This window comes from Shewanella sp. SP1S2-4 (genome assembly GCF_031932075.1).
GTDB classification, from domain to species: domain Bacteria; phylum Pseudomonadota; class Gammaproteobacteria; order Enterobacterales; family Shewanellaceae; genus Shewanella; species Shewanella baltica.
The window spans coordinates 35,566-60,588 of the sequence record NZ_JAUOET010000020.1; the positions used below are offsets into that span (position 1 = coordinate 35,566).

18 protein-coding genes, 4 pseudogenes and 1 riboswitch are annotated in these 25,023 nt (G+C 45.9%); of the genes and pseudogenes, 13 read left to right on the forward strand and 9 right to left on the reverse strand.

Annotated features, from left to right (window positions below; all coding sequences use genetic code 11):
* Position 1 precedes the first annotated feature (1 nt).
* The 10 genes and pseudogenes from Q4Q52_RS16365 (at position 2) to Q4Q52_RS16410 (ending at position 8,621) form a co-directional block, all read left to right on the forward strand.
* The gene (locus Q4Q52_RS16365) at positions 2–925 is read left to right on the forward strand and encodes a hydroxymethylglutaryl-CoA lyase (protein WP_259516200.1); all 924 of its coding nucleotides are present in this window, start codon (positions 2–4) and stop codon (positions 923–925) included.
* Between the two features lie 87 nt (positions 926–1,012).
* Positions 1,013–1,717, forward strand: coding sequence for a CoA transferase subunit A (locus tag Q4Q52_RS16370; RefSeq protein ID WP_006082324.1), 705 nt, complete (start codon positions 1,013–1,015; stop codon positions 1,715–1,717).
* A 127-nt stretch (positions 1,718–1,844) separates the two neighbouring features.
* Positions 1,845–2,501 (forward strand): 3-oxoacid CoA-transferase subunit B, encoded by a 657-nt coding sequence (locus Q4Q52_RS16375; RefSeq protein WP_006082325.1) that lies wholly within the window; start codon positions 1,845–1,847, stop codon positions 2,499–2,501.
* A gap of 571 nt (positions 2,502–3,072) precedes the next feature.
* Entirely contained in the window at positions 3,073–4,095 is a 1,023-nt protein-coding gene (locus Q4Q52_RS16380) for a hypothetical protein (protein ID WP_310802182.1), read from the forward strand.
* A gap of 136 nt (positions 4,096–4,231) precedes the next feature.
* Positions 4,232–4,834 (forward strand): DJ-1/PfpI family protein, encoded by a 603-nt coding sequence (locus tag Q4Q52_RS16385; protein ID WP_311991107.1) that lies wholly within the window; start codon positions 4,232–4,234, stop codon positions 4,832–4,834.
* 38 nt (positions 4,835–4,872) lie between these two features.
* A pseudogene (locus tag Q4Q52_RS16390) lies at positions 4,873–4,992 on the forward strand (cytoplasmic protein); the annotation flags it as partial.
* A gap of 67 nt (positions 4,993–5,059) precedes the next feature.
* Positions 5,060–6,218, forward strand: a pseudogene (locus Q4Q52_RS16395) (IS3 family transposase).
* A 5-nt stretch (positions 6,219–6,223) separates the two neighbouring features.
* A pseudogene (locus Q4Q52_RS16400) lies at positions 6,224–6,427 on the forward strand (cytoplasmic protein); the annotation flags it as partial.
* A gap of 234 nt (positions 6,428–6,661) precedes the next feature.
* Positions 6,662–7,240: pseudogene (locus Q4Q52_RS16405) on the forward strand (sulfite exporter TauE/SafE family protein); the annotation flags it as partial.
* 187 nt (positions 7,241–7,427) lie between these two features.
* A complete protein-coding gene (locus tag Q4Q52_RS16410; RefSeq protein ID WP_311991108.1) occupies positions 7,428–8,621 on the forward strand; it encodes a PQQ-dependent sugar dehydrogenase in 1,194 nt (397 codons plus the stop codon).
* Positions 8,622–8,970: 349 nt separating this feature from the next.
* On the opposite strand, the gene Q4Q52_RS16415 is transcribed toward Q4Q52_RS16410, so the two are convergent.
* The 6 genes from Q4Q52_RS16415 to Q4Q52_RS16440 form a co-directional block, all read right to left on the reverse strand.
* Entirely contained in the window at positions 8,971–9,474 is a 504-nt protein-coding gene (locus Q4Q52_RS16415) for a hypothetical protein (protein WP_197721136.1), read from the reverse strand.
* Positions 9,475–9,622: 148 nt separating this feature from the next.
* Positions 9,623–10,072, reverse strand: coding sequence for a hypothetical protein (locus Q4Q52_RS16420; protein WP_063884481.1), 450 nt, complete (start codon positions 10,070–10,072; stop codon positions 9,623–9,625).
* Positions 10,069–10,311, reverse strand: coding sequence for a hypothetical protein (locus tag Q4Q52_RS16425; protein WP_063884480.1), 243 nt, complete (start codon positions 10,309–10,311; stop codon positions 10,069–10,071). The genes Q4Q52_RS16420 and Q4Q52_RS16425 overlap by 4 nt, the downstream gene beginning before the upstream one ends.
* A 23-nt stretch (positions 10,312–10,334) precedes the next feature.
* Positions 10,335–10,541, reverse strand: coding sequence for a hypothetical protein (locus Q4Q52_RS16430; protein WP_063884479.1), 207 nt, complete (start codon positions 10,539–10,541; stop codon positions 10,335–10,337).
* Positions 10,542–11,427: 886 nt separating this feature from the next.
* Positions 11,428–14,505, reverse strand: coding sequence for a transglycosylase domain-containing protein (locus Q4Q52_RS16435; RefSeq protein WP_107948297.1), 3,078 nt, complete (start codon positions 14,503–14,505; stop codon positions 11,428–11,430).
* 428 nt (positions 14,506–14,933) lie between these two features.
* The gene (locus Q4Q52_RS16440) at positions 14,934–15,512 is read right to left on the reverse strand and encodes a thymidine kinase (protein ID WP_006082333.1); all 579 of its coding nucleotides are present in this window, start codon (positions 15,510–15,512) and stop codon (positions 14,934–14,936) included.
* Positions 15,513–16,054: 542 nt separating this feature from the next.
* Between Q4Q52_RS16440 and Q4Q52_RS16445 the strand changes: the two genes are divergently transcribed.
* Positions 16,055–18,160 carry a multiheme c-type cytochrome gene (locus Q4Q52_RS16445; protein ID WP_311991109.1) on the forward strand — a complete coding sequence of 702 codons (2,106 nt, stop codon included), beginning with the start codon at positions 16,055–16,057 and terminating at the stop codon, positions 18,158–18,160.
* A gap of 201 nt (positions 18,161–18,361) precedes the next feature.
* Positions 18,362–20,512: a M3 family metallopeptidase gene (locus Q4Q52_RS16450; protein WP_259579753.1), complete on the forward strand. Its 2,151-nt coding sequence runs from the start codon at positions 18,362–18,364 to the stop codon at positions 20,510–20,512.
* A 177-nt stretch (positions 20,513–20,689) separates the two neighbouring features.
* Here Q4Q52_RS16450 and Q4Q52_RS16455 read toward each other — a convergent pair whose 3' ends face one another.
* The 3 genes from Q4Q52_RS16455 to Q4Q52_RS16465 form a co-directional block, all read right to left on the reverse strand.
* On the reverse strand, positions 20,690–22,258 hold the full coding sequence (locus Q4Q52_RS16455) for a Na+/H+ antiporter NhaC family protein (protein WP_011847247.1): 1,569 nt from the start codon (positions 22,256–22,258) through the stop codon (positions 20,690–20,692).
* Positions 22,259–22,337: 79 nt separating this feature from the next.
* Positions 22,338–22,534, reverse strand: a riboswitch (Lysine riboswitch).
* 95 nt (positions 22,535–22,629) lie between these two features.
* Positions 22,630–23,556, reverse strand: a complete 927-nt coding sequence (locus tag Q4Q52_RS16460) for an electron transfer flavoprotein subunit alpha/FixB family protein (RefSeq protein ID WP_259562996.1) — start codon at positions 23,554–23,556, stop codon at positions 22,630–22,632.
* A complete protein-coding gene (locus Q4Q52_RS16465) occupies positions 23,557–24,306 on the reverse strand; it encodes an electron transfer flavoprotein subunit beta/FixA family protein (RefSeq protein WP_006082338.1) in 750 nt (249 codons plus the stop codon).
* Positions 24,307–24,616: 310 nt separating this feature from the next.
* Between Q4Q52_RS16465 and Q4Q52_RS16470 the strand changes: the two genes are divergently transcribed.
* On the forward strand, positions 24,617–25,009 hold the full coding sequence (locus tag Q4Q52_RS16470; protein ID WP_006082339.1) for an H-NS family nucleoid-associated regulatory protein: 393 nt from the start codon (positions 24,617–24,619) through the stop codon (positions 25,007–25,009).
* Positions 25,010–25,023 lie beyond the last annotated feature (14 nt).

Genomic DNA, 25,023 nt, shown 5'->3' on the forward strand with positions numbered 1-25,023 from the left:
GATGTCGTTAGTCAATCTAAGCCAAGCAGCGGACGCCAAAGACAGGGTTAGTATCTTCGAGATGGGCGCGCGCGACGGCCTACAAAACGAAGTCGCCGTGCCGACGGCAGCTAAAATCGCCTTGATTGAATCGCTCGCAGATGCAGGGCTTAAGCGCATCGAAGCTGGCAGTTTTGTGTCACCTAAATGGGTGCCACAAATGGCCGATTCAGCCGATGTGCTCAAGCAAATACAGCGTCAAAGCGGCGTGGTGTATAGCGCGCTCACGCCCAACGTCAAAGGCTTTGAACTGGCACTGGATGCAAAAGCTTCCGAAGTAGCGATATTTGGCGCCGCCTCACAAAGCTTTAGTCAGCGCAATATCAACTGCTCGATTGAAGAGTCGATTGAACGCTTTATCCCTTTGATGGAATTAGCAAAAGCGCACAATATTCCGGTGCGCGGCTATGTGTCCTGCGTGCTCGGCTGCCCCTACGAAGGTGAGATAGCGGTCAGTGAAGTGGCACGCGTGTCTGAAATCCTTTACAAAATGGGCTGTTACGAAATATCGCTCGGTGACACTATCGGTGTAGGCACGCCACAAAAAGCCCGTAGAATGCTGCAAACTGTGAGTGAACGAGTGCCTATTGAGAAACTGGCGCTACACTTTCACGACACCTATGGCCAAGCACTCGCTAACATTTTGGCCTGCTTAGACTTAGGTGTGCGGGTGTTTGACTCCTCGGTTGCAGGTCTTGGCGGCTGCCCCTATGCCAAAGGCGCGTCGGGCAATCTTGCCACCGAAGACTTAGTGTATATGCTGCACGGCATGGGATTCGAAACGGGTATCGATTTACAAAAACTCGCTTTAGCAGGACAAGCCATTAGCACACAGCTGAATCGCAACAACGGTTCGAAAGTGGCCACGGCCCTGTTAGCAAAATAGAACAACAATAATTAACGACACCAACAACCGTTATTAAAAACGCGCGTTATTTCCCGCGCGTTTTATACAGCATAAAAGGACATCACAATGGCAGGACTCAATAAAGTCGTCAGCAGCTATGAAGAAGCGTTAAACGGCTTATCAAACGACATGACCATTATGGTCGGCGGCTTTGGCCTGTGCGGCATTCCCGAAGGCTTAATCAATCAAATGGTTAAGATGGGCGTTAACGGTTTAACGGCGATATCAAACAACGCTGGCGTTGACGACTTTGGCCTTGGCTTACTGTTAAAACATCGCCAAATCGCCACTATGATCGCCTCTTACGTTGGCGAAAATGCCACTTTCGAGCAACAAATGCTCTCTGGCGAACTGAACGTGATTTTGACTCCACAAGGCACACTAGCGGAAAAAATCCGTGCAGGTGGCGCAGGCATTCCGGCATTTTTCACCGCTACAGGCTACGGCACGCCAGTCGCTGATGGCAAGGAAACCCGCGAAATCAAAGGGCGCCATTACGTGTTAGAAGAGTCGCTGACCGCAGATTTTGCCTTAGTGCGCGCATGGAAAGCCGATACCATGGGTAATTTGGTGTTCCGTAAAACCGCTGCCAACTTTAACCCTATGATGGCGACCGCGGGCAAAATCACTGTGGTTGAAGCTGAGTTTATTGTTGAGCCGGGCGAGCTAGACCCAGATCATATCCACACGCCGGGCATCTATGTTGACCGCGTTATTCAAGGCACGTTCGAGAAACGTATCGAGCAGCGCACGGTAAAAGCCGCGAAATAAAAGGCGCTGGCAAAACCTTGAAACACAGTTAACGCAATTGGCACTTAGCTCCCTAAAGTAAAAACTAAAGGTAAAAGCCTAAGAGTAAAGACCAAAGCGTCAAAGCCAAATAGAAAGGATAGATATCATGGCATTATCAAGAGAACAACTGGCTCAGCGCGTCGCCAAAGAATTAAAAGACGGCTACTACGTCAACCTCGGCATCGGCATTCCAACACTGGTCGCTAACTATATTCCGAGCGGCATGGAAGTGATGCTGCAATCGGAAAATGGTCTACTCGGCATGGGCGAATTCCCCACCGAAGACACTATAGATCCTGATCTAATCAACGCAGGCAAACAAACCGTTACCGCAGTCAAAGGCGCGTCGTTTTTCTCATCGGCGGAAAGCTTTGCCATGATCCGTGGCGGCCATGTGGATTTAACCGTACTTGGCGCCTTTGAGGTCGATGTGAATGGCTCTATCGCCTCATGGATGATCCCCGGCAAACTCATCAAAGGCATGGGCGGCGCAATGGATTTAGTCGCTGGCGCAGAAAACATTATCGTGACTATGATGCACGCCGATAAATACGGTAATTCTAAGCTGCTACCCGTGTGCGAATTGCCGCTGACTGGTTACGGCTGCATTAAACGCGTCGTCACAGATTTAGCCTTTATCGAAATCAAAGATGGCGCTTTCCATCTACTAGAGCGCGCCCCAGGTGTCAGCGTAGAAGAAATCGTCAGCAAAACCGCCGGTAAGTTAATCGTACCTGAGCATGTACCAGAAATGGTGTTTTAAGCGTTCTCTAAAATGCGCAAGTAACGTATAGCGGCTAAGGTTGAAACTCAAGTTAGTTTGAAGCTTTAGCCTAAAGAGTTTTGAGCGTTAACCGACGTTTTACGATACCAACAAGGCCCAGAAAATGATTCTGGGCCTTGTTGCTTTTGTCATCCCCGCGAAAGCGGGGAACCATGAGTAAAATTCACCACCTGCTTGTTCACTACAAACCTTGTTTTCTGTGAGCTTTTGCAGTCTAGGTACTTTTTGAGAGCTTATCGCCATAAACAGCACTAATGCTCTGGCGACAAGCAGTAAACCCATCCTTGGGGGCTCAACGAAAAAGTCCCTTTTTCCGATAGTCGCCAACGCAAGAGTGCGGTTTACTCCCCATCCCAGCATATTCAATAATGTACAATGTCGCGCATTAAACTGATAACACCATATGTTAGCAAGGTTCTTTGCTGGCGAATGTGTGTTCACCATCGCTACAACGGAGTCGCTTAATGCTTGCTTCAAAAATGCTACAGATAGTCATATTTAGCACCGTTGCGGTAAACTTGCCGCAGCCTAAATAATAAGGATGCTCAATATGTTAGCCAAGTTTCTCAATAAGCGCAGTCGCAGTCGTAAACATATGCGCGATTATGCCAAAAACGTCTTTGAATATGACCAGTATTTACTGACCGATTATATCGACAGTGGGATGACAGATGGTTTCGAGAGAGTGAAACAATATCGTGAGTTTGATGAGGATTTTCGCCAGTGGGAATTATTTGGAGCTGAGTTTGGTGTACCCGAGTGCCATTGGGGCTATGTAGCCCAACTTACCTATATTGAATCGGGCTTGCTTGAGCCTAAGCCGCTTATATGCTCGCTTGCTTACGGCTATTTTAATACCGCGATCGACTACTATCGATACTACACTGCGGTTGAGAAAACAGGTGAAATAGCTAATGCCGGATGGATGACAACCAGTGCTTTTCGACTTGTGCTTATGCTGTTTTCTGGGCTTAAGACTGAGGCCGACGAGCTGTATTATGCCAACGCAATGGCCTGGCGTTCGGGTTGGGCCATTCGCTCCCACGGCTTTATCGGCGATTTTTTGGTGCTGCTGTATGGGCGCTATTTGGGCGTTATTGAGCCGCCTTTTGCCACTGAAGTGCAAGTGACACTGCGAAAAACGGCTCCTTTCCCCTATGCGCCATTTTTAGATAACTGGGACACACAGGATATCGAATTCATCAGCACTATGCTGCAAACCCTGTGCGATCATCAGGTAGAACAAGCAGTTATTGGGGATAAAAAGTGCTTTTTTGAGTTCAATGGTGGGCCGCACACATATTTACCATTGACAGCGTTAATGCTGCTGAAACTGCGATCCCTTAGGGGTTTGCCTAACCCACAATTTAGTCATCCGGCCTTTGGCGATGTAACGGCTTTGTTTGAACAAGTCTGCACAGCGTTTAGCGACTATGTCGCAGCAGAGAAGATCTTGCGGATTGAAGATGCAGCCGATGAAGTGTTAACCAACACATTAACCAGAATGCAAAGCCAAGATTTTGATGCCCATGCTATTTTCGCCAAGCGACTGCCATCGTTTAGTGCTGGTTAAGATTTTGATTAACCAAATTTTCATAAAAAATGGATAACCAATAAAATCATGATTCTATTCATATTGAGGACCCAAGGCTTAAGGTTGAGCGTATTCAAGCCTTAAGTCATCCACAATGCAAGCCAAAGGAAAGCTTATGTACCAGATTGCGATTGTAATATTTGATGAATTTACCGATATCGATTTCTTCTTAATGCGCGATATTCTCGGCCGTACAAAAACCGATTGGACAGTAAAAGTACTCGGGACAAAGCCTAGCCACAGGTCGAGTTTGGGGATGACGGTTGCAACCGATGGTCATGTGGCCGAAGTCGCTGATGCCGACGTAGTATTATTTAGCAGTGGCTACAAAGGCGTACCTGCCGCACTCGAAGATACTGAGTTTATGTCAGCCCTTAAATTAGATCCCTCACGGCAATTGCTTGGCAGTATCTGCGCGGGGTCATTCTTCTTTGCCAAATTAGGCTTACTCGACAATATCTCGGCAACGACTCATCCCGATGCCAAACCCGCATTAGTGGCCATGGGTGTGGATGTAGAAGACTGCGCTCTGGTTATCAATGGCAATATTGCCACCGCGGGTGGCTGCCTGTCCTCACTCTACTTAACCGGCTGGATTGCGGAGCGCTTATTCGACAGTGCAAAACGCCGCGAAATACACAGGCAACTTATTCCTGCTGGCCAAGCTGATATTTATGAGACGCTGATCCAATCATCAATAGCAGCTGCAATTCGCTAGCAAGTGGTTCAGGTTCGCTGCTAGAAGCAAGGGACTCCATGATTACACTAAAAAATCTTCTCGGGGCAGTAAAAGCCGAGCATCAGATCACCACCCAGAGTGAACTTGCGGCTTTGCTGTCACAAAATGAATTACTCATTCAGCAAATCCAAACTGCCTGTTCTGGTCTAATCCCATCGGACACTTAATTTTGAGACAGTATGGTCAATAAATTAAGAGGTCTATATGAGTCTGAAGAAATCACATAAGAGTTATCCGCAAGCATTTAAAGATGAAGCTGTCTTGATGGTGCTAGAACAAGGTTATAGCGTTGCCGATGCGGCAAAGTCTCTTGGAGTTAGCACGAGCCTGCTTTACAACTGGAAGGAAAAACACGAAGCCCTGAAACACGGTGTCACCTTAGAAGAGTCTGAGCGTGATGAATTAAAGCGATTACGTAAAGAAAACAAAGAATTACGAATGGAGAAAGAAATTCTAAAAAAGGCCAGCGCCTTCTTTGCGAAAGAAATGAAGTAAAATTTCGTTTCATCAAACGGCAATCCAACCTGTTTCCTGTAGCACTGTTATGTCGAGTAATGAGTGTAAGTAAATCAGGCTATTACGATTGGCATAAACGCCCTGCAAACGTGATAAGCCTTGAAACACTGAAGCTTTATCGCCTTGTTCGGCAGCTATTTAAGCAAAGTCGAGGCAGCTTAGGGAATCGTGAAATGGTGAAAAAATTGCGCAAGGAAGGCTACCAGGTTGGTCGCTACTCGTTCGTAAAATTATGCACCGCCTTCGACTCAAAGCAACCCAGCGACGTGCTTACAAGGTGACTACGCAGCGGAAACACTCAGATGCAGTGGCAGATAACCTGTTAAACATGAACTTTAATCCAGTATCGGCTAATCAGGTCTGGGCGGGTGACGTGACCTATTTAAAGACGGGTGAAGGCTGGATGTATTTGGCTGTGGTGATGGATTTATATTCACGCCGGATTGTGGGATGGCACATAGACAAACGCATGACTACGGATTTGATATCTAAGGCATTAATAAAAGCCTACAACCTGCGCCAACCGGCTAGAGGGTTGGTATTTCACAGTGACCGAGGCTCGCAATATACCAGTAAGCAATTCGGTAGGCTGCTATCGAGCTATGGTATCCGAGCCAGCATGGGTGATGTGGGGGCGTGTTGGGATAATGCCGTTGTTGAGCGATTCTTTGGCAGCTTAAAACACGATTGGATTTTTAAAGTTAATCAACCAACAATGGAGTTTATGAAGCAAGATGTGACTGCTTACATGAAATATTACAACTTGGAGCGGCTGCATTCTGCTAATGACGATCTGTCACCTGTAGAGTTTGAGAATTCTCAAGTAAAAGTGTCCAGTTTGGGTTGACCAGTACAGCCGATGCGCAACATTGGGTGCATTTTGCCAAGAATACCTTCGATGGTTGGTATTGCATTCGAACACCTATGCTCAGTACCTTTGAAGTTTATTATCAAGAACGTGGGCAAAATTGCTGGGGAGAAGATGTTTTTACCGAGCAAAGTGGAGCCATAGCTGCAGTTATTTTTATGTCTGGTGTTTGGGAGCAAATCCCCTAGCACTAAGTGTGTTCACATTTACGAATGGCTGTATGTGACTATCCATTACGCGACTTTCTATTACGTGACTTTCGATTATGTAACGAATCATTGCTCGACTTTCAATATCGAAATCATCCTGTTAGGGTGACGTACTAAGATTGACTCACGAGAACAGACTCATTCTTAGCACTCAAATAAACTCTCTGTTTAACTCTCTCATTGTCCAAAGGAGCGGTATCTATGGACTGGCTTATTAAGGATATCGAATATCCGGCGAGTCTTAGCCTTAAGAATCTGATCTTAATTGCTTTAATTGGCGGGAGTATTGGCGCGGGTATTTTGCTGACCACCAGCGAGCAAGTCTTCGCAAAACTCATTCCTTGGCTGATTTTACTGGCCACCGCGGCCTTTATCATTGGCCCTTGGTTGCTCAAACGAAGAATCACTGAGCAAGGCGAAAACACCTCTACGCCAATGTTAAGTCCGATGACAGCACTGATAATGCTGTCGACCGTGTGTATCTATGGTGGTTATTTTAATGGTGGCTTAGGCATCATACTGCTCGCGAGCTTTGGGCTGATGGGCCAGACCAATCTACATGGGATGAACGGTCTTAAAAATCTCATTTCTGCCCTACTCACCGCCATCGCCGTTGTGGTTTATGCCGCGGGCAATGTTATCGATGGGCAATATCTGTTGCTGCTTGCTGTGATGGCGATTATTGGTGGCTATGTGGGCGCGGCGCTGGCCTATCGTATTTCACAGCCCTTGCTGCGTGGTTTTATTGTGATAGTGGGCTTAGCGATGGCCTTAGGCTTTTTCATGCGATGAGCTGTTTATGCGTGAAACAAGGTTTTAATACGTTAGCCTTTGAATGCATTAGCCAACGCGCAGTTTTTGGACTCAAGGGAACAAGACTGTGAGTTTCGATACAAGGTCACATCGATAAATTGCCCTTAGGTTATTGGCTTGTTACTCTGAGCCATCATTTAGGAAAGCACTGTGACTAAGGATAGCGATGAAACGGATCACCTTTAAACTAAGCGGATTGAAGATAAAAACCATTAAAATCAATGCCTTAAGCCTTACCCTGTGTCTTATTGCAAGCTCGCCCGCTATTTACGCGCAAACCGCTAGCGCAGCAATCATTAGCGTCAAAACGGAAACGGGCAACATCCAGGTAAAAACCATAGCCCAAGGGTTAGAAAATGTCTGGGGTATGGCATTTTTACCCGACGGCAGCATGCTCGTAACTGAACGCGCCGGCAGAATGCGCATTGTTAGCGCCGCAGGTAAAATAGGTGAACCCTTGACGGGTTTACCACCACTATATGCCAAGGGCCAAGGTGGTTTACTCGATGTGGTGCTTGCGCCAGATTTTGCCAGCAGCAAAAAAATCTATTTCAGTTATTCAGAACCCGCTGAAGGTGATGCAAGCGATCTCAATAGCACAGCGGTGAGTTTTGCCACGCTCAATGGTAACAAGCTTGAAAATCTCAGCCGCGTTTTTAGTCAGCAACCTAAAATCAACAGCGGCCATCATTTTGGATCCCGTCTGGTGTGGGCGCCTGACGGCACTTTATTTATCACACTTGGCGACCGCTACAGCGAAAAAGATAGCGCCCAAACATTAGACAATCATTTAGGCAAAGTGGTGCGGATTAATGCCGATGGTTCTGTGCCTCAAGATAACCCCTTCGTTAATACGGCGGGCGCTTTGCCCGAGATCTGGTCTATTGGTCATCGCAATATGCAAGGCGCGGCCATTAATCCCACCAGCAAAGTATTATGGACTGGCGAGCATGGACCGCAGGGCGGCGATGAACTCAATATTGATGAGGCGGGCAAAAACTATGGCTGGCCTGTGATTACCTATGGTGAGAATTACGGTGGCGGCAAAATAGGCGAAGGCACCCACAAAGCTGGAATGGAGCAACCCGTCTACAAGTGGGTTCCCTCAATTGCCACGGCGGGCTTTATGTTTTACACGGGCGATAAATTTCCGCAGTGGAAAAATAATATTTTACTCGCCAGCCTAAAGGAAAAAACGCTAGTACGTTTAGTGCTTGATGGCGACAAGATTATTAAAGAAGAACGGCTGCTGAAAAATGAATTGGGACAAAGATTACGCTCAGTCGTGCAAGGGCCTGATGGGTTGATTTATCTTGTGACTGATGAAGCGAAATCAAAAATTTACCAGATCTCACCGTAGTAATCTTAAGCACTCGCTTTAACCACAGCCTTTTAACCAGTGCAACAAGCTCAATGGTGGGAGAGGAATAAAGTTCTATACTGAATCGTCACATGTGCTTGATTCTACTGCACCCGATTGAATACGTGGCAAAATAAAGCATCATACTCATCTGCGCTTAGGTGCATAAATCGCACAGCAATTGAGTATTAAAGTTTCATACTCAAGATAACTCATTTTTAGACATTCCCAAGTTAGACTTTTAGCTCGAATTAGTGAATTTCGAATTATAATTTCTATGGATAACGTTTGGTTAAGGGGCCGGCTTTAGCCGGTCTCAGTGAGCAAAGCGAGCGGTTTGGACCACTTGTTAGGTGCTCAGTGCAGCAATACACTCTTCTCTTATTTGCCAAACCGAAGCAACTTGACCCTCACCGTACTTCTCTACTAGAAACTGCCGATGCATTTCAGGCTTCACTTTAGCCAATTTTTGAGGCCGCACTGGGACCTCAATGAAAAAGTCATTTATTTCTTCAACTGCCTCGGAACCAAAGCGTGTTAAATCTACCCTAGACCCCCGAAAATTTAAGTAACAGTGGGCTTCTGGAATAAATTTGTAGCCGTATTTATCCAATACTACACCAACTCCAGGTGTATTAGATTCCTTCATTGGATAAAGCCCTACCACTAGCTCTACCTCTACACCATTTTCATCAGCCAAGAGCTTCAATAAAGCATGCTTTGAACTACAAGTGCCACGGCTTTCCGATAGCACAGTTTTGAATTGATATGGCTCACTTGTACGACCATACGGAAGCCGCCAAACATAGTCGCAGGCTTGATGGAATGACTTCAAGCCTACGGCTTTAAACAATACAGAAATAGTGCCTTCACCGATCGCTATGTCCGGAATATTTGAATAACTAATTTTTTACTCCTAAGCACATAAACGCTCCGCGCATGCGCGCGAACGTGTGAGCGTCGCAGGGGCCGAAGGCCCTGAATGACGCGGTTTGTTATGTTCATTTTGCAATGATTTCAATAGCTGTCACAGTGAGTTTACTAACAATAACTCCTGAAATAATTGCACTAAAAAACGCAAAAATGGCAGTTAACAACCAGCCAGTTCTTGCTTCGCTTCTTGAATGAAAATACTCAATTGATTTTGAGGCCAAATAAAAATACGAATCAGGGTTTTTAGCTATTATTGTCTCGCCATCATATGTTTGATTCCCCTCACCAAGTGAATAAGCTTGGAATAATCTGACTTGCTTATAGGTGTTCAGAGAGCCGTCTTCATTTTTATGATTTGGCCCAGTAAATCCAATATATCCAGCATCAACTAATGCAGCTAAAGCATAGAAATCGCGGTGATCTTTGTGCTTACGATTCATGATTTTGCTAATTTCTCTTATTCCTGCATCGTCATGATCGAAAATGTATTTGAGGATGGCATGATGCGACTTTTTCATTTGCTCTTACTCAACCAAACATTAAGTGCATTTTTTATGTATTGAGTAGGACCTGGCATTGGGTGGCTTTTGTCAGGTCTGGTGCTTCGCTCATGCTTTCGGAAATTCCGTTCGATTTTTTCCCAGTCTTTTGGATGCAATTCTTTAAATTTCTCAACGAATTCTTCAACCGAGAAACTCTCTCCTAAAGCTGCAGCCGTAACTGCAATTTTTTCATCTTTTTGCGTAATGACTGGCATATAATTCCTTGGCAGTTGTAAGCCTATTCTTCTATACGAAATATTAGCGAGCCATCAAATTTTCTCGCTTCGTTATTTTCATACACACCAATGTATTTGCATGGGATTTCTGTCGTATAGATCTCATCGCTATCTACCCGCAGCGCGATTTTCCCTGCTTTGTTGTAAAAGAACTCACCATCAAATGTTCCAATATGACTTCCGTTGGCATCAAATGCTTGTTTATTCACAGAACTATCCAGATGAACATAACGTCTTAGTATTTATGCGCTGCGCTGTTAGCAGGGCATAAATCGCTTGTTGGACTTGGCCGCTGCCACATCCATGTCAATTGATATAAATGATGCTATAGGAATTTGCTTTTTTGCGGTAGCGGTTTTTTATACAGTTTGATGGGTAATCACTTGATATCGTTTTAGCTTTCTCATTCTTTTACGCTTACTTCCGACTGATTTTTGACCTTGGTTGACAGCATTTTGAACCCAGATTCAGGCTGACACTCACACCCTATCCCCTCATCGGCTTAACCCCATAAGGCTGGCTGCTTTTAGCTATCGGTCATTACGCTACGTCTGAAGGGAATGGTAATCCTGATATGTGAAAGATTGGACGGGGATGACTTCTAGGTTAAAAGTAACCTCATCACATTAGCTTTTCTTTAGACATAGCTTTATTCGCCCTACTTGCATTTTTAACTTTGAAACACGCTTTGGGGCAATAGCTTTTTAGCAGAACGAACAGCAGAAGTGTTAGTTAAGATTGGCATTGTTGCACCAGTGACCTTCTAAAACATGGATGTTTTAGTAGAGCCCTCAGGGACGAGTTTATGGCGAGTCACTGGGGAAACAATGACAATTAATGCTGCGTAACTCAATTGTCTTGCTTTGGGCATTTTCAAGTCAGAGAATACCGTTAATTGGCCCAAATCAATGCTATTTAGGCGGACAGTTTAATTATTCATAATAAATCTTTATCGTTTGGTATGAGACGTTATAACTCTCCTACAAGAATCGGTAGAGAATTTAAGCCTTAAAACGACAAAGAGTGTTCATCAGGAACACTCTTTGTTATTAGCGAACTTTGCTAACATGCAGGCGCGGCACTAACCTCCTGCCTTTATTCGTTTACCACGCACATCCCCTGCTCTGTTTTCACATAGGGAGACAGAATAGGCATCATGCCCTTCATCACCTGCAATGGCAGCGCCGAGGTAAAACTAAAATCATCGGATTTACTGCCGGGCACGAAGGCCGTCAAAGTGCCGAAGTATTTATCCCCCAGATAAAACACGAAGGTCGCGGTGCGGTTCATGGCAGTCGTCGCCACTTTTTTACCTTGCTGCATCTGAGTCACGATACGGTTATCACCGGTGCCGGTTTTCCCGCCTATGGCTAACATCTCGCCTTTTTCATCGGTAAAAATGCCCTTCAAACGACGGGCAGTACCGTTTTGTACTACGTTCGCCAGCGCCGCTTTTAGGGCTTGCGCGACTTCATGGCGCATGACTCGCTCACCTTGGGTGTTCTGATTCTGCAGCGTCACTTCGTATGGTGTATCCGCGGCAAAATGCAGCTGATTGATACGCACGGTAGGCAAACGATAGCCATCATTCTGAATAATCCCCATCAGTTCGGCCAAGGCCGCAGGTCTATCTCCCGAGCTGCCGAGCGCCGAACCTAAGGATGGCACCATAGCATCAAAGGGGTAACCTAAACGCGCCCAACGCTGATGTATGTCGAGGAAGGCTTCCACTTCGAGCATCACTTGCACTCGAACGTCACGGGCGTTTTTATGTCGCGTCCTAAATAACCAACGGTAAACCTCTTGGCGTTGTGCTTCACTCGCCTGTTTCACATCGTTCAAATTCGCATCGGGATTATGATTAAGATAATCCAGCACCCACAATTCCAACGGATGCACCCGTGCGATATAACCTTGATCCGGCAGGTTATATTTATCAGGGCCGTACTTGTTATATAAGCTCTTAATACGACCATCGGTATAACTCACCTGCGGCAATCTTTGCTGCAGAAAAGCCTTAAATGCCGACATAGGTTCATCGGGTAAGAGGTAGCGATACGCCGACGTTAATTGTTGCTCCGACTGGGATAAACCGTCGAAGAACATCCCAAAACGCTCATTCGCAGCCACTTTTTTATACTTGCGATAAAACTTAGTGACGAAGGTATTGCCCTCTCTATCGGCAAATACCCGCAGGTATTCGTCGCGGCGCGGATCTTTATCATTACGTAGCAACTGGGCCATATTGCCCTCATTTTGCATACTGCTGCTGTAATTGACTATGTCGCGCATGAGGCGCACAAACGGCAAGTTAATCGAATCCTGCAAAGCTTGATAAAGTGTCGGAGTCTTAACATCTTCCGATTTTTTAAAGTTATTAAACACATGCAAACCACCACCGGTAAAGAACTGCTCACTGGTTGAGGCAGAATATTCCCGCTGTAGCGCTGCATCTAACATGCGATCTAAACGTCTATCAGGATTCACAATCAAGTAATCAATTGCCCAACGGGTTAAGTGATCCCTAGGTTCGATAATGATAGATTCCAGTTCAATACCATGTTTTTTCGAATATTTTTCGTGGATCTCAGCGATGATTTCTAAGTAGGTCGCCATCACCCGCAATTTAGCGGTTGAACCCAGTTCCAACTTACTGCCTTCGTTAATATCAAAGGGTTGGTCGGTACTGTCGGTCTGCACACGAACTCGGTTGGCGGTGTCGGTACGCTCGTAAAGCGTAAAGCTATACAGCACGTTTTGCAGTTGGCTTGGCTCGAGTAAACGCTCACCCAATAAACCCACTTGCTCAGCAGTCGACACTTGCGCCAAGCTGCGTAAGTAGTGACTCACTTGCTGCTGTAAATCACTGTGTAAGCTACTGTTGACCGTCAAGTCGAGCCTGTCTAAATCGTAGAGCCCCACATTTAACATGCCCGCAGTACGAATACGCACTGTATTCACGCCCTTATCGGCACCCGATTGCGTATTTCGTTGCGGCTTAGTGACCCTAAACTGCAATTTCTGCGCGAGTGCGGCATCGCGCAGACCACGGTCAATAAGGTAATATTGGCCGAGTAAGCGGATATGGCTATCGACTAAATTTTCAAGATCTTCATGACCTTGCAATAAATAGTATGAAGGGCGACGCTGGGCAATCATCAGCGCGACCACTTGGCGGAATACTTGTCCACGCTTGGCGGCATTACCCTTGATTTGTGGCGATGCTAACAACTTATTTGCGGTATCGAAATCGGTGCCAAACCAAGCCCACAACCCGTCACCAATACCATGCACTTCACCATGATTTGGTGCCGAGGATAATGGCACTGTATTTAAATAATCTTGGACGATGCGCTTACGTGCAGGTTCGGTATTCTCACCTTGCTGGTACACGCGCACACTAGCCGAGCCAATTTGTAATAACTTATCCTTGATGCTCAAGGTTAAGCCTTGGGAAGAATGGCGGAATTTTTCAATCTGAGTCGCCAGCGTACTGCCACCGGCGGTGGACACATTCATGCCGACCATCTCTGCAATTTGGCTCATCCCCGCCACCACAAAACGTGGCCAGTCGATCACGGGATTGAGTTTATCTTCCGTGGTCCATAATTCGCGGTTTTCAATAAACAATAAGGTATTAACGATTTCATTGGGGATCTTATCGTCGTCCTGATAAACCCGTTTAGGATAGGCAAACTCGTACAAATCGGTATTGCGACAATCGAGCAGCGTTAAGCCAGATTGTGCCTTTTCGTGGTAAGGCGGGAAAAATCCCAGCTGCGCGTATTCCTGCAAGGCAGGCGAAAATGCCACTTGCTGCGTCACCTGAAAATTCCGTTGCATTAATCGGTCGATATACTGGGGTAACTTACTGTAGCCATGGCGCTCATCAAAGGGGCCATAACTTGGATAAATCACCGCTGTGCTCGGTGAGTTTTCTAATTCATAGGTGAGCGTCTTAGCATATTGATTGATGTATTTGGCTTGATAAAACGAGGTTTTCACTTCAAGGCCAATCAATAATGCGATACAGCAAATCAAAATAAAAAATAAGAACCAGACTCTGCCCTTTGATCTGGCTTTACGCGGAGTCTTAACCTTCACCTTAGGTTCGGGTTGTGGTGGACGAGGACGATAATTTTCGAACTTCATCTCTGACGGGGAATTAGGCAAAACAGCTCCAAAAAAACACTAAAATAAATATCTTTCATGCAACTCAGCAAATCCGTTGCCACTCAGTAAAACAAGACATCAACTCATTAAGCCATTACGTTTATTAGGCCTTAGCTATCCGATCTATATAGTGGAATAGTATATCCACACTTTCTCAAACCTTGTTTCACCCAAAAGAGTGGTATCCATAATCCACAACCGCCACTCACTCACGCTAATGTTAAGCTGGCCACTTATACTATTTTTAAGCAAAGAGTAAATTTCGCCAAGTCTTAATTTGTTGATACACAGGTATTTTCAACGATTAAGCTCGCCGACACTGTGACTCAGCAGCAATGTGACTCATAAACACTGTGGCTCAGAAACAGAACGAGCCAATAAGCCACACAAAAAATATTTAGCCGCCAACAATACCCAGCTAGCAAAGACTAATCCCAGATAAACTCGCGAAAATGTTTACGGCAAACGGACTCGTAGCTTTCATTACCGCCAATTGCCACTTGCTCGCCCTCGCGCATCACTTTGCCGTCACCGTCGAGGCGCACCACCATGTTGGCTTTGCGGCCACAATGGCAAATGGTTTTCAGCTCAACCAACTTATCGGCCCACGCTAATAAATAATGACTGCCGCTAAAGAGTTCACCTTGGAAATCGGTTCTTAGGCCATAGCAGAGTACGGGAATATCAATATTATCGACCACATGCGTCAGCTGCTTAACCTGTTCTTTACTCAAAAACTGGCACTCATCCACCAACACACAACTTAATGGTGTGGCTTGATGCACATCGCTAATCATCTGAGTCAGATCATCTTGGCTACTAAAAACCTGTGCTTCGGTTTCAATGCCGATACGCGAAGCCACTTTACCTTTGCCATATCTGTCATCTATGGAGGCTGTCATCACCAAGGTATTCATACCGCGTTCGCGGTAGTTATAGGATGACTGTAATAGGGAAGTGGATTTACCCGCGTTCATCGACGAATAATAAAAATACAATTGAGCCAAGACTTATACCCTTTAAAAAACGTTAACGCTTACGCGTCTGCCACCAGAGCCAAATTGGGCGCTAGTCTAACATTGCGCTTCACATCAGAACACTAGCAGCCACTAAGCTTTTATCATGAAATTCTGCATCGGCGCCGACTTATCCAGCGTTTTACTCCCCCATCGTCGAGTTAAACATCTCCAGCCCACTTTATTTAATGCTCTCCACGATAAAAACCATCACCAGCAGCCAAATGATTAAATTTTGTTAACGTAAGCTTAACCGAACCTTAAATGTTGTTTTATAAGGAAATAGTGAATAAAGCTAAATGTCAAAAGTGAGATCTACCTCCAAAGTATTAGGTGTTAATGGGGTTATGCTCAAAAAACAAACATAACGTTAACAGTAGTATTTCATTCGAGACAAAACGTGCTCAATTTAAAAAAAGAAAGTATTCGATAGCTTGCAAATTAAAGCTAACGGTCAAAGCACTAATCTACCCTGCAAACTTTAGTGCTCCACTCCGTCCTTTATGCGCATATTGGATCAAATGGAGATAATGATGAGAATTTTCACCTCTAGAAAACTGGCATACTTAGTGGCTTTAGCACTAACAGGTGCCCTTGTTGGTTGTGGCGATGATGGCAAAGATGGTGTCGATGGCGCACCAGGAACGCCCGGTATTCCGGGAACCCCAGGTACGCCTGGCACACCCGGGGAACCCGGAACACCGCCCCCAGTCACTAGCTCAACGCTGACGAACGTCAAAGTGATCAACTACAGCTTTGGCGAAGGCAGTATCAGTTACGAATTTGAAATTACCGATGAGAATAATAATTTAATCAACGGGCTGCAAAACGCAGAGGCTAAAGTCGCGGCGTTAACCGATAAAGGTTTCATCAATAACCGTACCGAAAGTGATCTTAATGGCGTTGCAGACAATGTGCATATTGGTGGCGCGGCAACTCAAGCGACAGAAGGCGCCACACTGACCTCTTTAGGCGACGGCCACTACACTTTTGTGGCCCCAATGTTAGGGGTAAACCCGAGCACTGAAGGTATTGTGTGGTTACGCGTTGGCGGCAATAGCGCAACAGGTATCGCACGTTCAGCCCCCTTAGTTGTCAATAAACCCGAAGGCACTCATTCCACCACAACCGATAGTTGCTATTCATGTCACGTCGATTACGCAACCAGTCCTCGCCGCCATGCAAGCTATGTTGCAACCGGTATGGACGGTGAAGTCACTTTCGTAGAAGGCTGTTTAGCATGTCACGGCTCAGTGAGTCGCGCAGTGGTCAATGCGGAAGGATTCTCTACGGGTGGCTATACGACAAACACCTTATCTAAAATTGGCCATATCAATCACCAAGATTTTACTAAAGACTTTTCAGTACAAAACTGTTCATCCTGTCACGTTGAAGCCCCAACTAACATTAACCTAGCAGGACCCGGTTGTATCGATTGCCATGATAGTGGTGGTGTACCAGGCGTTATTATCCCAAGTAATGGTGCCGATGTCCGTACTATGCATGAAGGCAAGTCTGGCATTACTGAACGCCAAGCTATACGCGCTAAGTACAAGGTCACATTAGCAGCCCCAGTTAAAGTCGATGATATTTCAACGAAAACAGATCACTATGCACCAACAGGTGCAGCAGCGGCAGTCACAGCCCCAGGCTGGTGTACAACACTTACTGTAAAGGATGTTGATGGCAATATCTTTAGTATCAAAGATAACTTCAACTACTCAGATCCGCTGGTGTTTGATGCCAAGAAACCGCTGGTCTATGCCAGCGCCTATCTGCATGCCTATGAAAATGGCAGTTTAGTGGGCCGCCCAGGTAACCGTACTAACTATTACTATGGTTACAACACCGACGGCACTAAGAATATCTGTCACTTACTGACGGATATCAGCGCAGTGAATGCTAACTATGTTTACTCTGCCCGCGTGACATTCAGTACCGCAGGTTGGATGGAATATGATGGCAATCAACGTTATCAAAGTAATGGCAGCCTAAGAGCGACAGGTTATGACGGTTCTATGGGCGTATCCTTTACCGCCTACTCAGACGTCGTTAACCCAGTCACGGCTCAAAAAGTCTCTGGCTTCGAACGTCGTGAGATAGTGAGCGCTAACAGCTGTACCACTTGTCATAACGATGCCACTGCATTCCACAAAAATGGGGCCTTCGATGACGGCGGTAATGGCTGTATTGCTTGCCATGACAACGGCATGGCGCGGACATCAGCCGCCTTAGGCGCAGGTTTTGGTCCTATGGTTCACAGCTGGCACTGGGGTAATGGCGCTAAAGTCGGTGAAATGAAAGCGGATGGAACTCAAGCGAATGCGGCTAACGGTGCAGGGGCGATCAATCCTGTCACCAGTTGTGTTGCCTGCCATGATAAAGCGATTGATTTAGATAAAATTCCAAATCAATACATTTTAGAACCCGGTAGCAAGATGACTAGCCCTGTTTCTGCAAACTGCTATGCCTGCCATACGATTGATTCTGCGAAAGCGCACATGGTGAGCAACGGTGGTGAGATCAGCGTTCCTAGCGTGGCAGATTGGTTTAAACAACCAACGACTGAATCCTGTGCAGTATGTCATAACACAGGTAGAAGCTCTGGTATTGATAAATACCACAAGTTTACTCGCTAATTAATCATTTCATCATCGCATGATTAAATAGTCAGTAAAAAGCGGTACCGATTTTCCCTGCAAGGAAATCGCCAAAGGAGTCTCATCAAAACGGGACTCCTTTTTTTAGATACAGCCCCATAACAAGCCATTTTCAGTCCCATTTAAGTTACTAACGTTACAGTCCTAAAAAAACAACAATTCAAAGGAAGTCACTCAATTATGCGTAAACGATTTATTGCCATCGCCATCGGCGCCACACTCACCGCCGGATTTATGGCAGGTTGTAGCAACACAGAAAGCAAAGCCCCTAACGCCATGTCGGTACAAGCCCAAAACCCCTTGTTTCAAGTCAGTAGTCTGCAATATCAAGCGCCCGACTTTAGCCTCATCAAGAATGAGCATTTTACGCCTGCCCTAGAGCAAGGTATGGCCGAGCACTATCAAGAAATCCTCGCGATTGCGAATAATCCCGCAGCGGCCAGTTTTGATAACACCATTGTGGCTATGGAAAAAAGCGGTGCCCTGCTCAGCCGCGCATCGAGTGTGTTTTATAATCTAGCGGGTTCGAACAGCAATCCAGAGCTGCGTAAAATTCAAGGTGAAATGGCGCCAAAAATGGCGGCGCACTCGGACAACATCAACTTAAACCCAGCGCTATTTGCCCGTATCGAAGCCATTTATAACGACCGCGCTAATCTAGGTTTAACCCCAGAAGCGGTGCGTTTGGTTGAGGTCTATCACCAACGCTTTATCATGGCGGGCGCAAAACTCACCGACGAACAGAAAGTGAAAATCCGCGCATTAAATGAAGAACAATCGACACTGACCAATGAGTTTTCCCAGCGTTTACTGCGCCTAACTAAAGAAATCGCCGTTATCGTGGAATCAAAGAATGAGCTTGCAGGATTAAATGACAGCGACATAACTTCGGCTGCAAACGATGCTAAAGCGGCGGGTCACGATGGCAAGTATCTGATCAACATCACCAACACCACTCGCCAGCCCGTATTGGCGTCACTGGAAAACCGTGAACTGCGCCAACGCATTTGGGAAGCCTCAGCTAACCGTGGCTTAAGCGGTGAAAACGAGACGGCGTCACTGGTATCTCGTTTAGCGCAACTGCGCGCTGAGCGCGCCACCCTATTAGGTTATGAAAATTGGGCGAGTTATCGCCTAGCGCCGCAAATGGCCAAAACGCCAGAAGCGGTTTACAGCATGTTTGGCTCTATGGTGCCAGCCGTAGTCGCTAATACAGAGAAAGAAGCGGCCGATATTCAAGCAATGATCGACAAGACTGGCGGCAAATTTGAACTGGCGCCATGGGACTGGGAATTCTACGCCGAGAAAGTCCGCCAAGAAAAATACGCCCTCGATGGTAATAGCATTCGCCCATACTTTGAGTTTAACCGCGTTCTCGAAGACGGCGTGTTCTACACCCTCAAAGAACTCTATGGCGTCACCCTAAAACCTCGACCAGATTTACCGGTTTACCATCCCGATGTGAAAGCCTACGAAATGTTTGATGCCGATGGCTCAAGCATGGCCATTTTCTACGCCGACTATTTTGCCCGTGAAGGCAAACGTGGTGGCGCTTGGATGAGTTCGTTTGTAGGCCAATCCTTCCTTGAAGGTACTAAACCTGTGGTCGTAAACGTGATGAACATTAAGAAAGCGCCAGAGGGTGAACCTACATTCGTCAGCTATAACGAAGTCACCACCATGTTCCATGAAATGGGCCACGGCACCCACGGCATGTTCTCCAAAGTGACATATCCAAGTCTGGCGGGCACTTCGGTTTCACGGGACTTTGTCGAATTCCCATCGACCTTCGAAGAGGATTGGGCGGCCCATCCAAAAGTGTTGGCCAACTACGCGAAACACTATGAAACCGGCAAACCTATTCCCGACGAATTGCTGCAAAAACTGCTGAAATCTGGCAGCTTTAACCAAGGATTCGACACACTGGAATACATGGCCGCCGCATTAGTGGATATGGAGTGGCATTCATTAAGCCCAAATGCACCACTGCAAGATGTGGCCACCTTTGAAGCCAATGCCCTGAAAAAGCACGGCTTAAACATCAGCGCCGTACCGCCACGCTATAAATCGACCTATTTTGCCCATGCCTTCCCCGGCGGTTACTCGGCAAGTTATTACGCGTATATGTGGAGTGAGATTTTAGCGGCGGATGCCTTTGCCTATGTGCAAACCCAAGGCGGGCTCAATCGTGAAATCGGCATGAAGTACCGCAAAACAATCAGAGAAGTGGGTAATAGCATAGCGCCAATGGAAGCCTACAAAAACTTCCGTGGACAAGAGCCAACCACACAAGGATTGCTTAAACGCCGCGGACTAGACCAAACACTTTAAGCTGCAAAAAACCTAAGCGGCAAGTAGCCTAAGTTAAGTACTGATAGCCTTAATGCGATTAGGTTAAAGATAGAGAGAGATAGAGCGTTAACCAAATAAATCAGCCAGCATAATGCTGGCTGATTTATTTTGACTTATTCGTAGTGAACCTTTGCCGTGCAAGGTTTCAATTAACGTTTAGCTAATTGCGCCTTTAGATTTGATTTTAAGCACTATGATACTAACCACAAACACCACACTACAGGCCACTAAACCTGCGACAACTGACTCAGTAAATCCAAGTACGACATAACCCGTTAAGCTAATAAACGCCGCAATCAATGCATACGGTAGCTGAGTGACCACATGGTCGATATGGTGACAACTCGCGCCCGTAGACGACAAAATCGTGGTATCGGAAATCGGTGAACAGTGATCGCCAAATACCGCGCCCGCCAGCACAGAAGCAAGCATAGGTAGCATCATGCCAGTGTGACTTCCCATCGCCATATCCGCAGCAATCGGCAACATGATACCGAACGTGCCCCAGCTAGTACCGGTTGAGAACGCAGTAATACCCGCTAACACAAACATTAGGGCTGGCAAAAAGGCGAACGGAATATTGCCCGTCGCGAGACTCGCCATAAACTTGCCGGTTTCGAGCTGGCCAATCACGCCTGCGATAGTCCAAGCAAATAACAGGATATAAATCGCTGGCAGCATAGAGCGAGCGCCCTGCACTATGCCTTTGACTATCATTGATTTCTCAACGCCTTGGACTAAATTCAATATCAACGAAATCGCTAAACCGATTAATGCACCAAAGAAAAGGGATGAACTGACATCGGTTTTCTCAAACGCTGAAATAATATTAAATTCAATCCCTTCAGCGGCAAGAACTTGAGCGCCACTGTTGACCATAAAATACAGGGTCGCAAATACCAACACAGTAATAGGCAAGAATAAACCTAAGATCTTACCGGTTTCGGCTTCAGGTAAATCCGCATTGGCTCCAGGCGGTAATCCCTTTGACTCATCGTATAAATTACCACGTTGGGCATTGAGTTCATGCTCGCGCATTGGCCCAACATCTAATCCCATAAAGACAACGAAAAGTAATAATAACAAGGAGAAAATTGCATAGAAGTTCATTGGGATCATTTGAATAAAAATACTCAAATGGCCAGTATCAGCAAAACCATGGGCCGTTAATATTCCACCAATAAGTGCAATAATATACGCGCCCCAACTTGATACTGGAGAAATAACGCACACAGGTGCCGCAGTCGAATCTAATAAATAAGCTAACTTAGCACGGGAAATATAATAACGGTCGGTAACAGGTCTAGCGACCGAACCTACGACTAAGCTATTGAAATAGTCGTCAATAAAAACCACACACCCTAAAAACATGGTTAATAATTTAGCGTCACGTTTATTACGTATATGTAAACGAGCCCAATCGGCAAAAGCCCGCGCGCTGCCACTGACAGTAATTAACGCTGTGATCATTCCCAGTACAATTAAGAAACCGAGAATATATAAGTTCCACGAATTAAGGCCTTCGCCCGTCCAAAAAAGTCCTTTAACGCCATTAAATACAAATTCACCCGTCGCTACAGGTGAAAATTGATTGAGCAATAAAGCACCAATTAAAATACCTAACCCCAAAGAAAGCAGTACACGGCGAGTTAAGATCGCCAACACAATAGCCACCGCAGGCGGCAGCAAGGAAAGTGCCGAATCGGCATAATTCATAACAGTCATTGATTATTATCTTCGTTAAATACGAATGGAGGGCGACTGAACTGGTGGGGAAAGGCAATAGATACCCAAGGTCACCTGTCCTATCAGTAGCGCTCCATAGTAACTATTTCCAATATCCGTATCGGAAAATACTATGGCAGTGTTGCACCTATTAGGTACAACCCCAGCAGTTGATCGTGATAAATCGAACCACTTCGGCACCAAATCCTTTCGCAATCGATCAACGGAATCACCCTACTGATCACTACTAATATTTGGCGCGCCTCTACTTCTAAGAACGCCCGTACCCGAGCGTGAGGCACATAAAAACATAAGCGGCTTAGCAGATGCTAGCGCAAAGCCACTTAATGTGACCTAGATCACATTTTAAATCAACCGAGACTTGTGATCAGCTCAGGAACCGCCTCAAATAAGTCCGCAACTAAGCCATAATCGGCAACTTGGAAAATTGGCGCTTCAGGATCTTTGTTGATAGCAACGATAACTTTTGCGTCTTTCATACCCGCTAAATGTTGAATCGCGCCAGAAATCCCCACGGCAATATACAAGTTAGGCGCAACAATTTTTCCGGTTTGACCGACTTGTAAATCGTTAGGCACAAAGCCAGCGTCAACTGCCGCGCGTGATGCGCCAACCGCAGCACCGAGCTTGTCAGCAAGCTGCTCTAACATGCCGAAGTTTTCACCACTGCCCATACCACGGCCGCCAGAAACAATAATGCCAGCATTACCTAACTCTGGACGGGCTGATACCGTCAAAGATTGAGAAACAAACTGAGTTCTCGCTTCAAACACTTTATCGAGTGTCGTCACAGCCGCGCTGTTACCTTCTGGCGCAGCATCAAACGCACTGGCGCGTACTGTCATCACTTTGATGGCATCATGGCTTTGCACTGTCGCTAAGGCGTTACCCGCATACACAGGACGCACAAAGGTGTCAGCATTGACGACGGTAATGACTTCAGAGATTTGCGCAACATCTAATAATGCTGCCACACGCGGAAGCGTGTCCTTACCTAAGCTCGAAGCAGAAGCCAGAATGTGGCCATAGTTTGGCGCTAAATCCACCAGCAATTTGGCAAAATTTTCCGCTAAATGCGCTTCATACACGCTGGCATCTGCAACGAGCACTTGGCTAACGCCTTGTAGTGCTTGCGCAGCTTGGACAACCGCGCCACATTGGTGACCCGCAACTAGTACATGCACTTCATCGCCAATGGCGCGGGCGGCAGTGACTATTTTTGCCGTATCGAGTTTCAGTGCGGCATTATCATGTTCAGCTAATACTAAAATGGCCATTTAGATCACCTTCGCTTCATTTTTTAACTTTTCAACTAGCTCAGCTACCGACGCTACCATGATGCCTGCTTTACGCTCTGCTGGCGGAGTGACCTTCACAACCGTTTGGTGACTCTTTAACGTCACGCCCAAGTCAGCGACAGTAAAGACTTCTAATGGCTTACGCTTGGCTTTCATAATGTTAGGCAGTGAAGCATAACGAGGTTCGTTCAAACGTAGATCGGCAGTCACGACTGCAGGCAGCGGCATAAGTAAGGTTTGCATACCACCGTCAACTTCGCGAGCGACTTGCACAGATTGGCCTTCCAATTTGATTTCAGAAGCAAAGGTCGCCTGTGGCATATCCATCAGCGCTGCGAACATTTGGCCGGTTTGATTGTTATCGCCATCGATAGATTGCTTACCAAAAATCACCAGTTCAGCTTGTTCTTTGTCTTGTACCGCTTTGAGCAATTTGGCGATAGATACTGGCACCAGTTCTTCTTCAGTATCGATATGAATCGCACGGTCTGCGCCTAATGCGAGCGCGGTACGTAATTGTTCTTGCACGGCTTTATTACCAATACTGACAACAACCACTTCAGTAGCGCTACCCGCTTCTTTTAAACGAACCGCTTCTTCTACTGCGATTTCACAAAAAGGGTTCAACGCCATTTTTAGGTTTGCAGTGTCAACACTTGTATTGTCAGCTTTGACCCTGACCTTCACATTGGCATCAACAACGCGCTTAACGGGCACCAATACTTTCATAGGGGTTCCTTCCTACACTTTCATGTACATGGACAAAACATTGGTTAATACCAATGCAGGATAGAGCAACTTTACGTCCTGTTAACGTTAACGTCAACCAAAGTCAAACGCCTGTTTGCATTTTTTAATCCGCGCAACGGCTACTTTTTTGGACACTTATTTGAGTAAATAAGAAAAGTTCAAAATATAAATAATATTTAATTTACTTAAAACGCATAATTTTATTTGATTCGAGCTATATTAGTTTCTATCATTTAGGTGTTGTTCACCATTATCCTGTATTAAAAATTAGAGTGGGACGAAAATAGATATGAGCGAATTTTTAGAGATATTAACTCACGGCCGTCGTTTTAAAGCAGCAGTTAAAGAACTTAGCGTTGAAGAGTTACGTGATTTAGCCGACAAATTAGATAAAATTTTAGTAGAACGCGAGTCTATGGCTGAGGAAGAAGAACAAGCCATGGCAGCTCGTAATGCTAAGATTGAAGAAATCCGTCAACAAATGGAAGCCGTTGGTTTATCAATTGATGACTTAGGTGGCGTAGCTGTTAAAGCAACCGCGAAAAAACGCGCTCCTCGTCCAGCTAAATACCAAATCGAAGTTGACGGTGAAATGGTTCAGTGGACTGGCCAAGGCCGTATGCCAACCGTATTTAAGAACGAGATCAACAAAGGTCGTTCTATGGAAGATTTCTTAATCTAATCCAATTCGGTGTG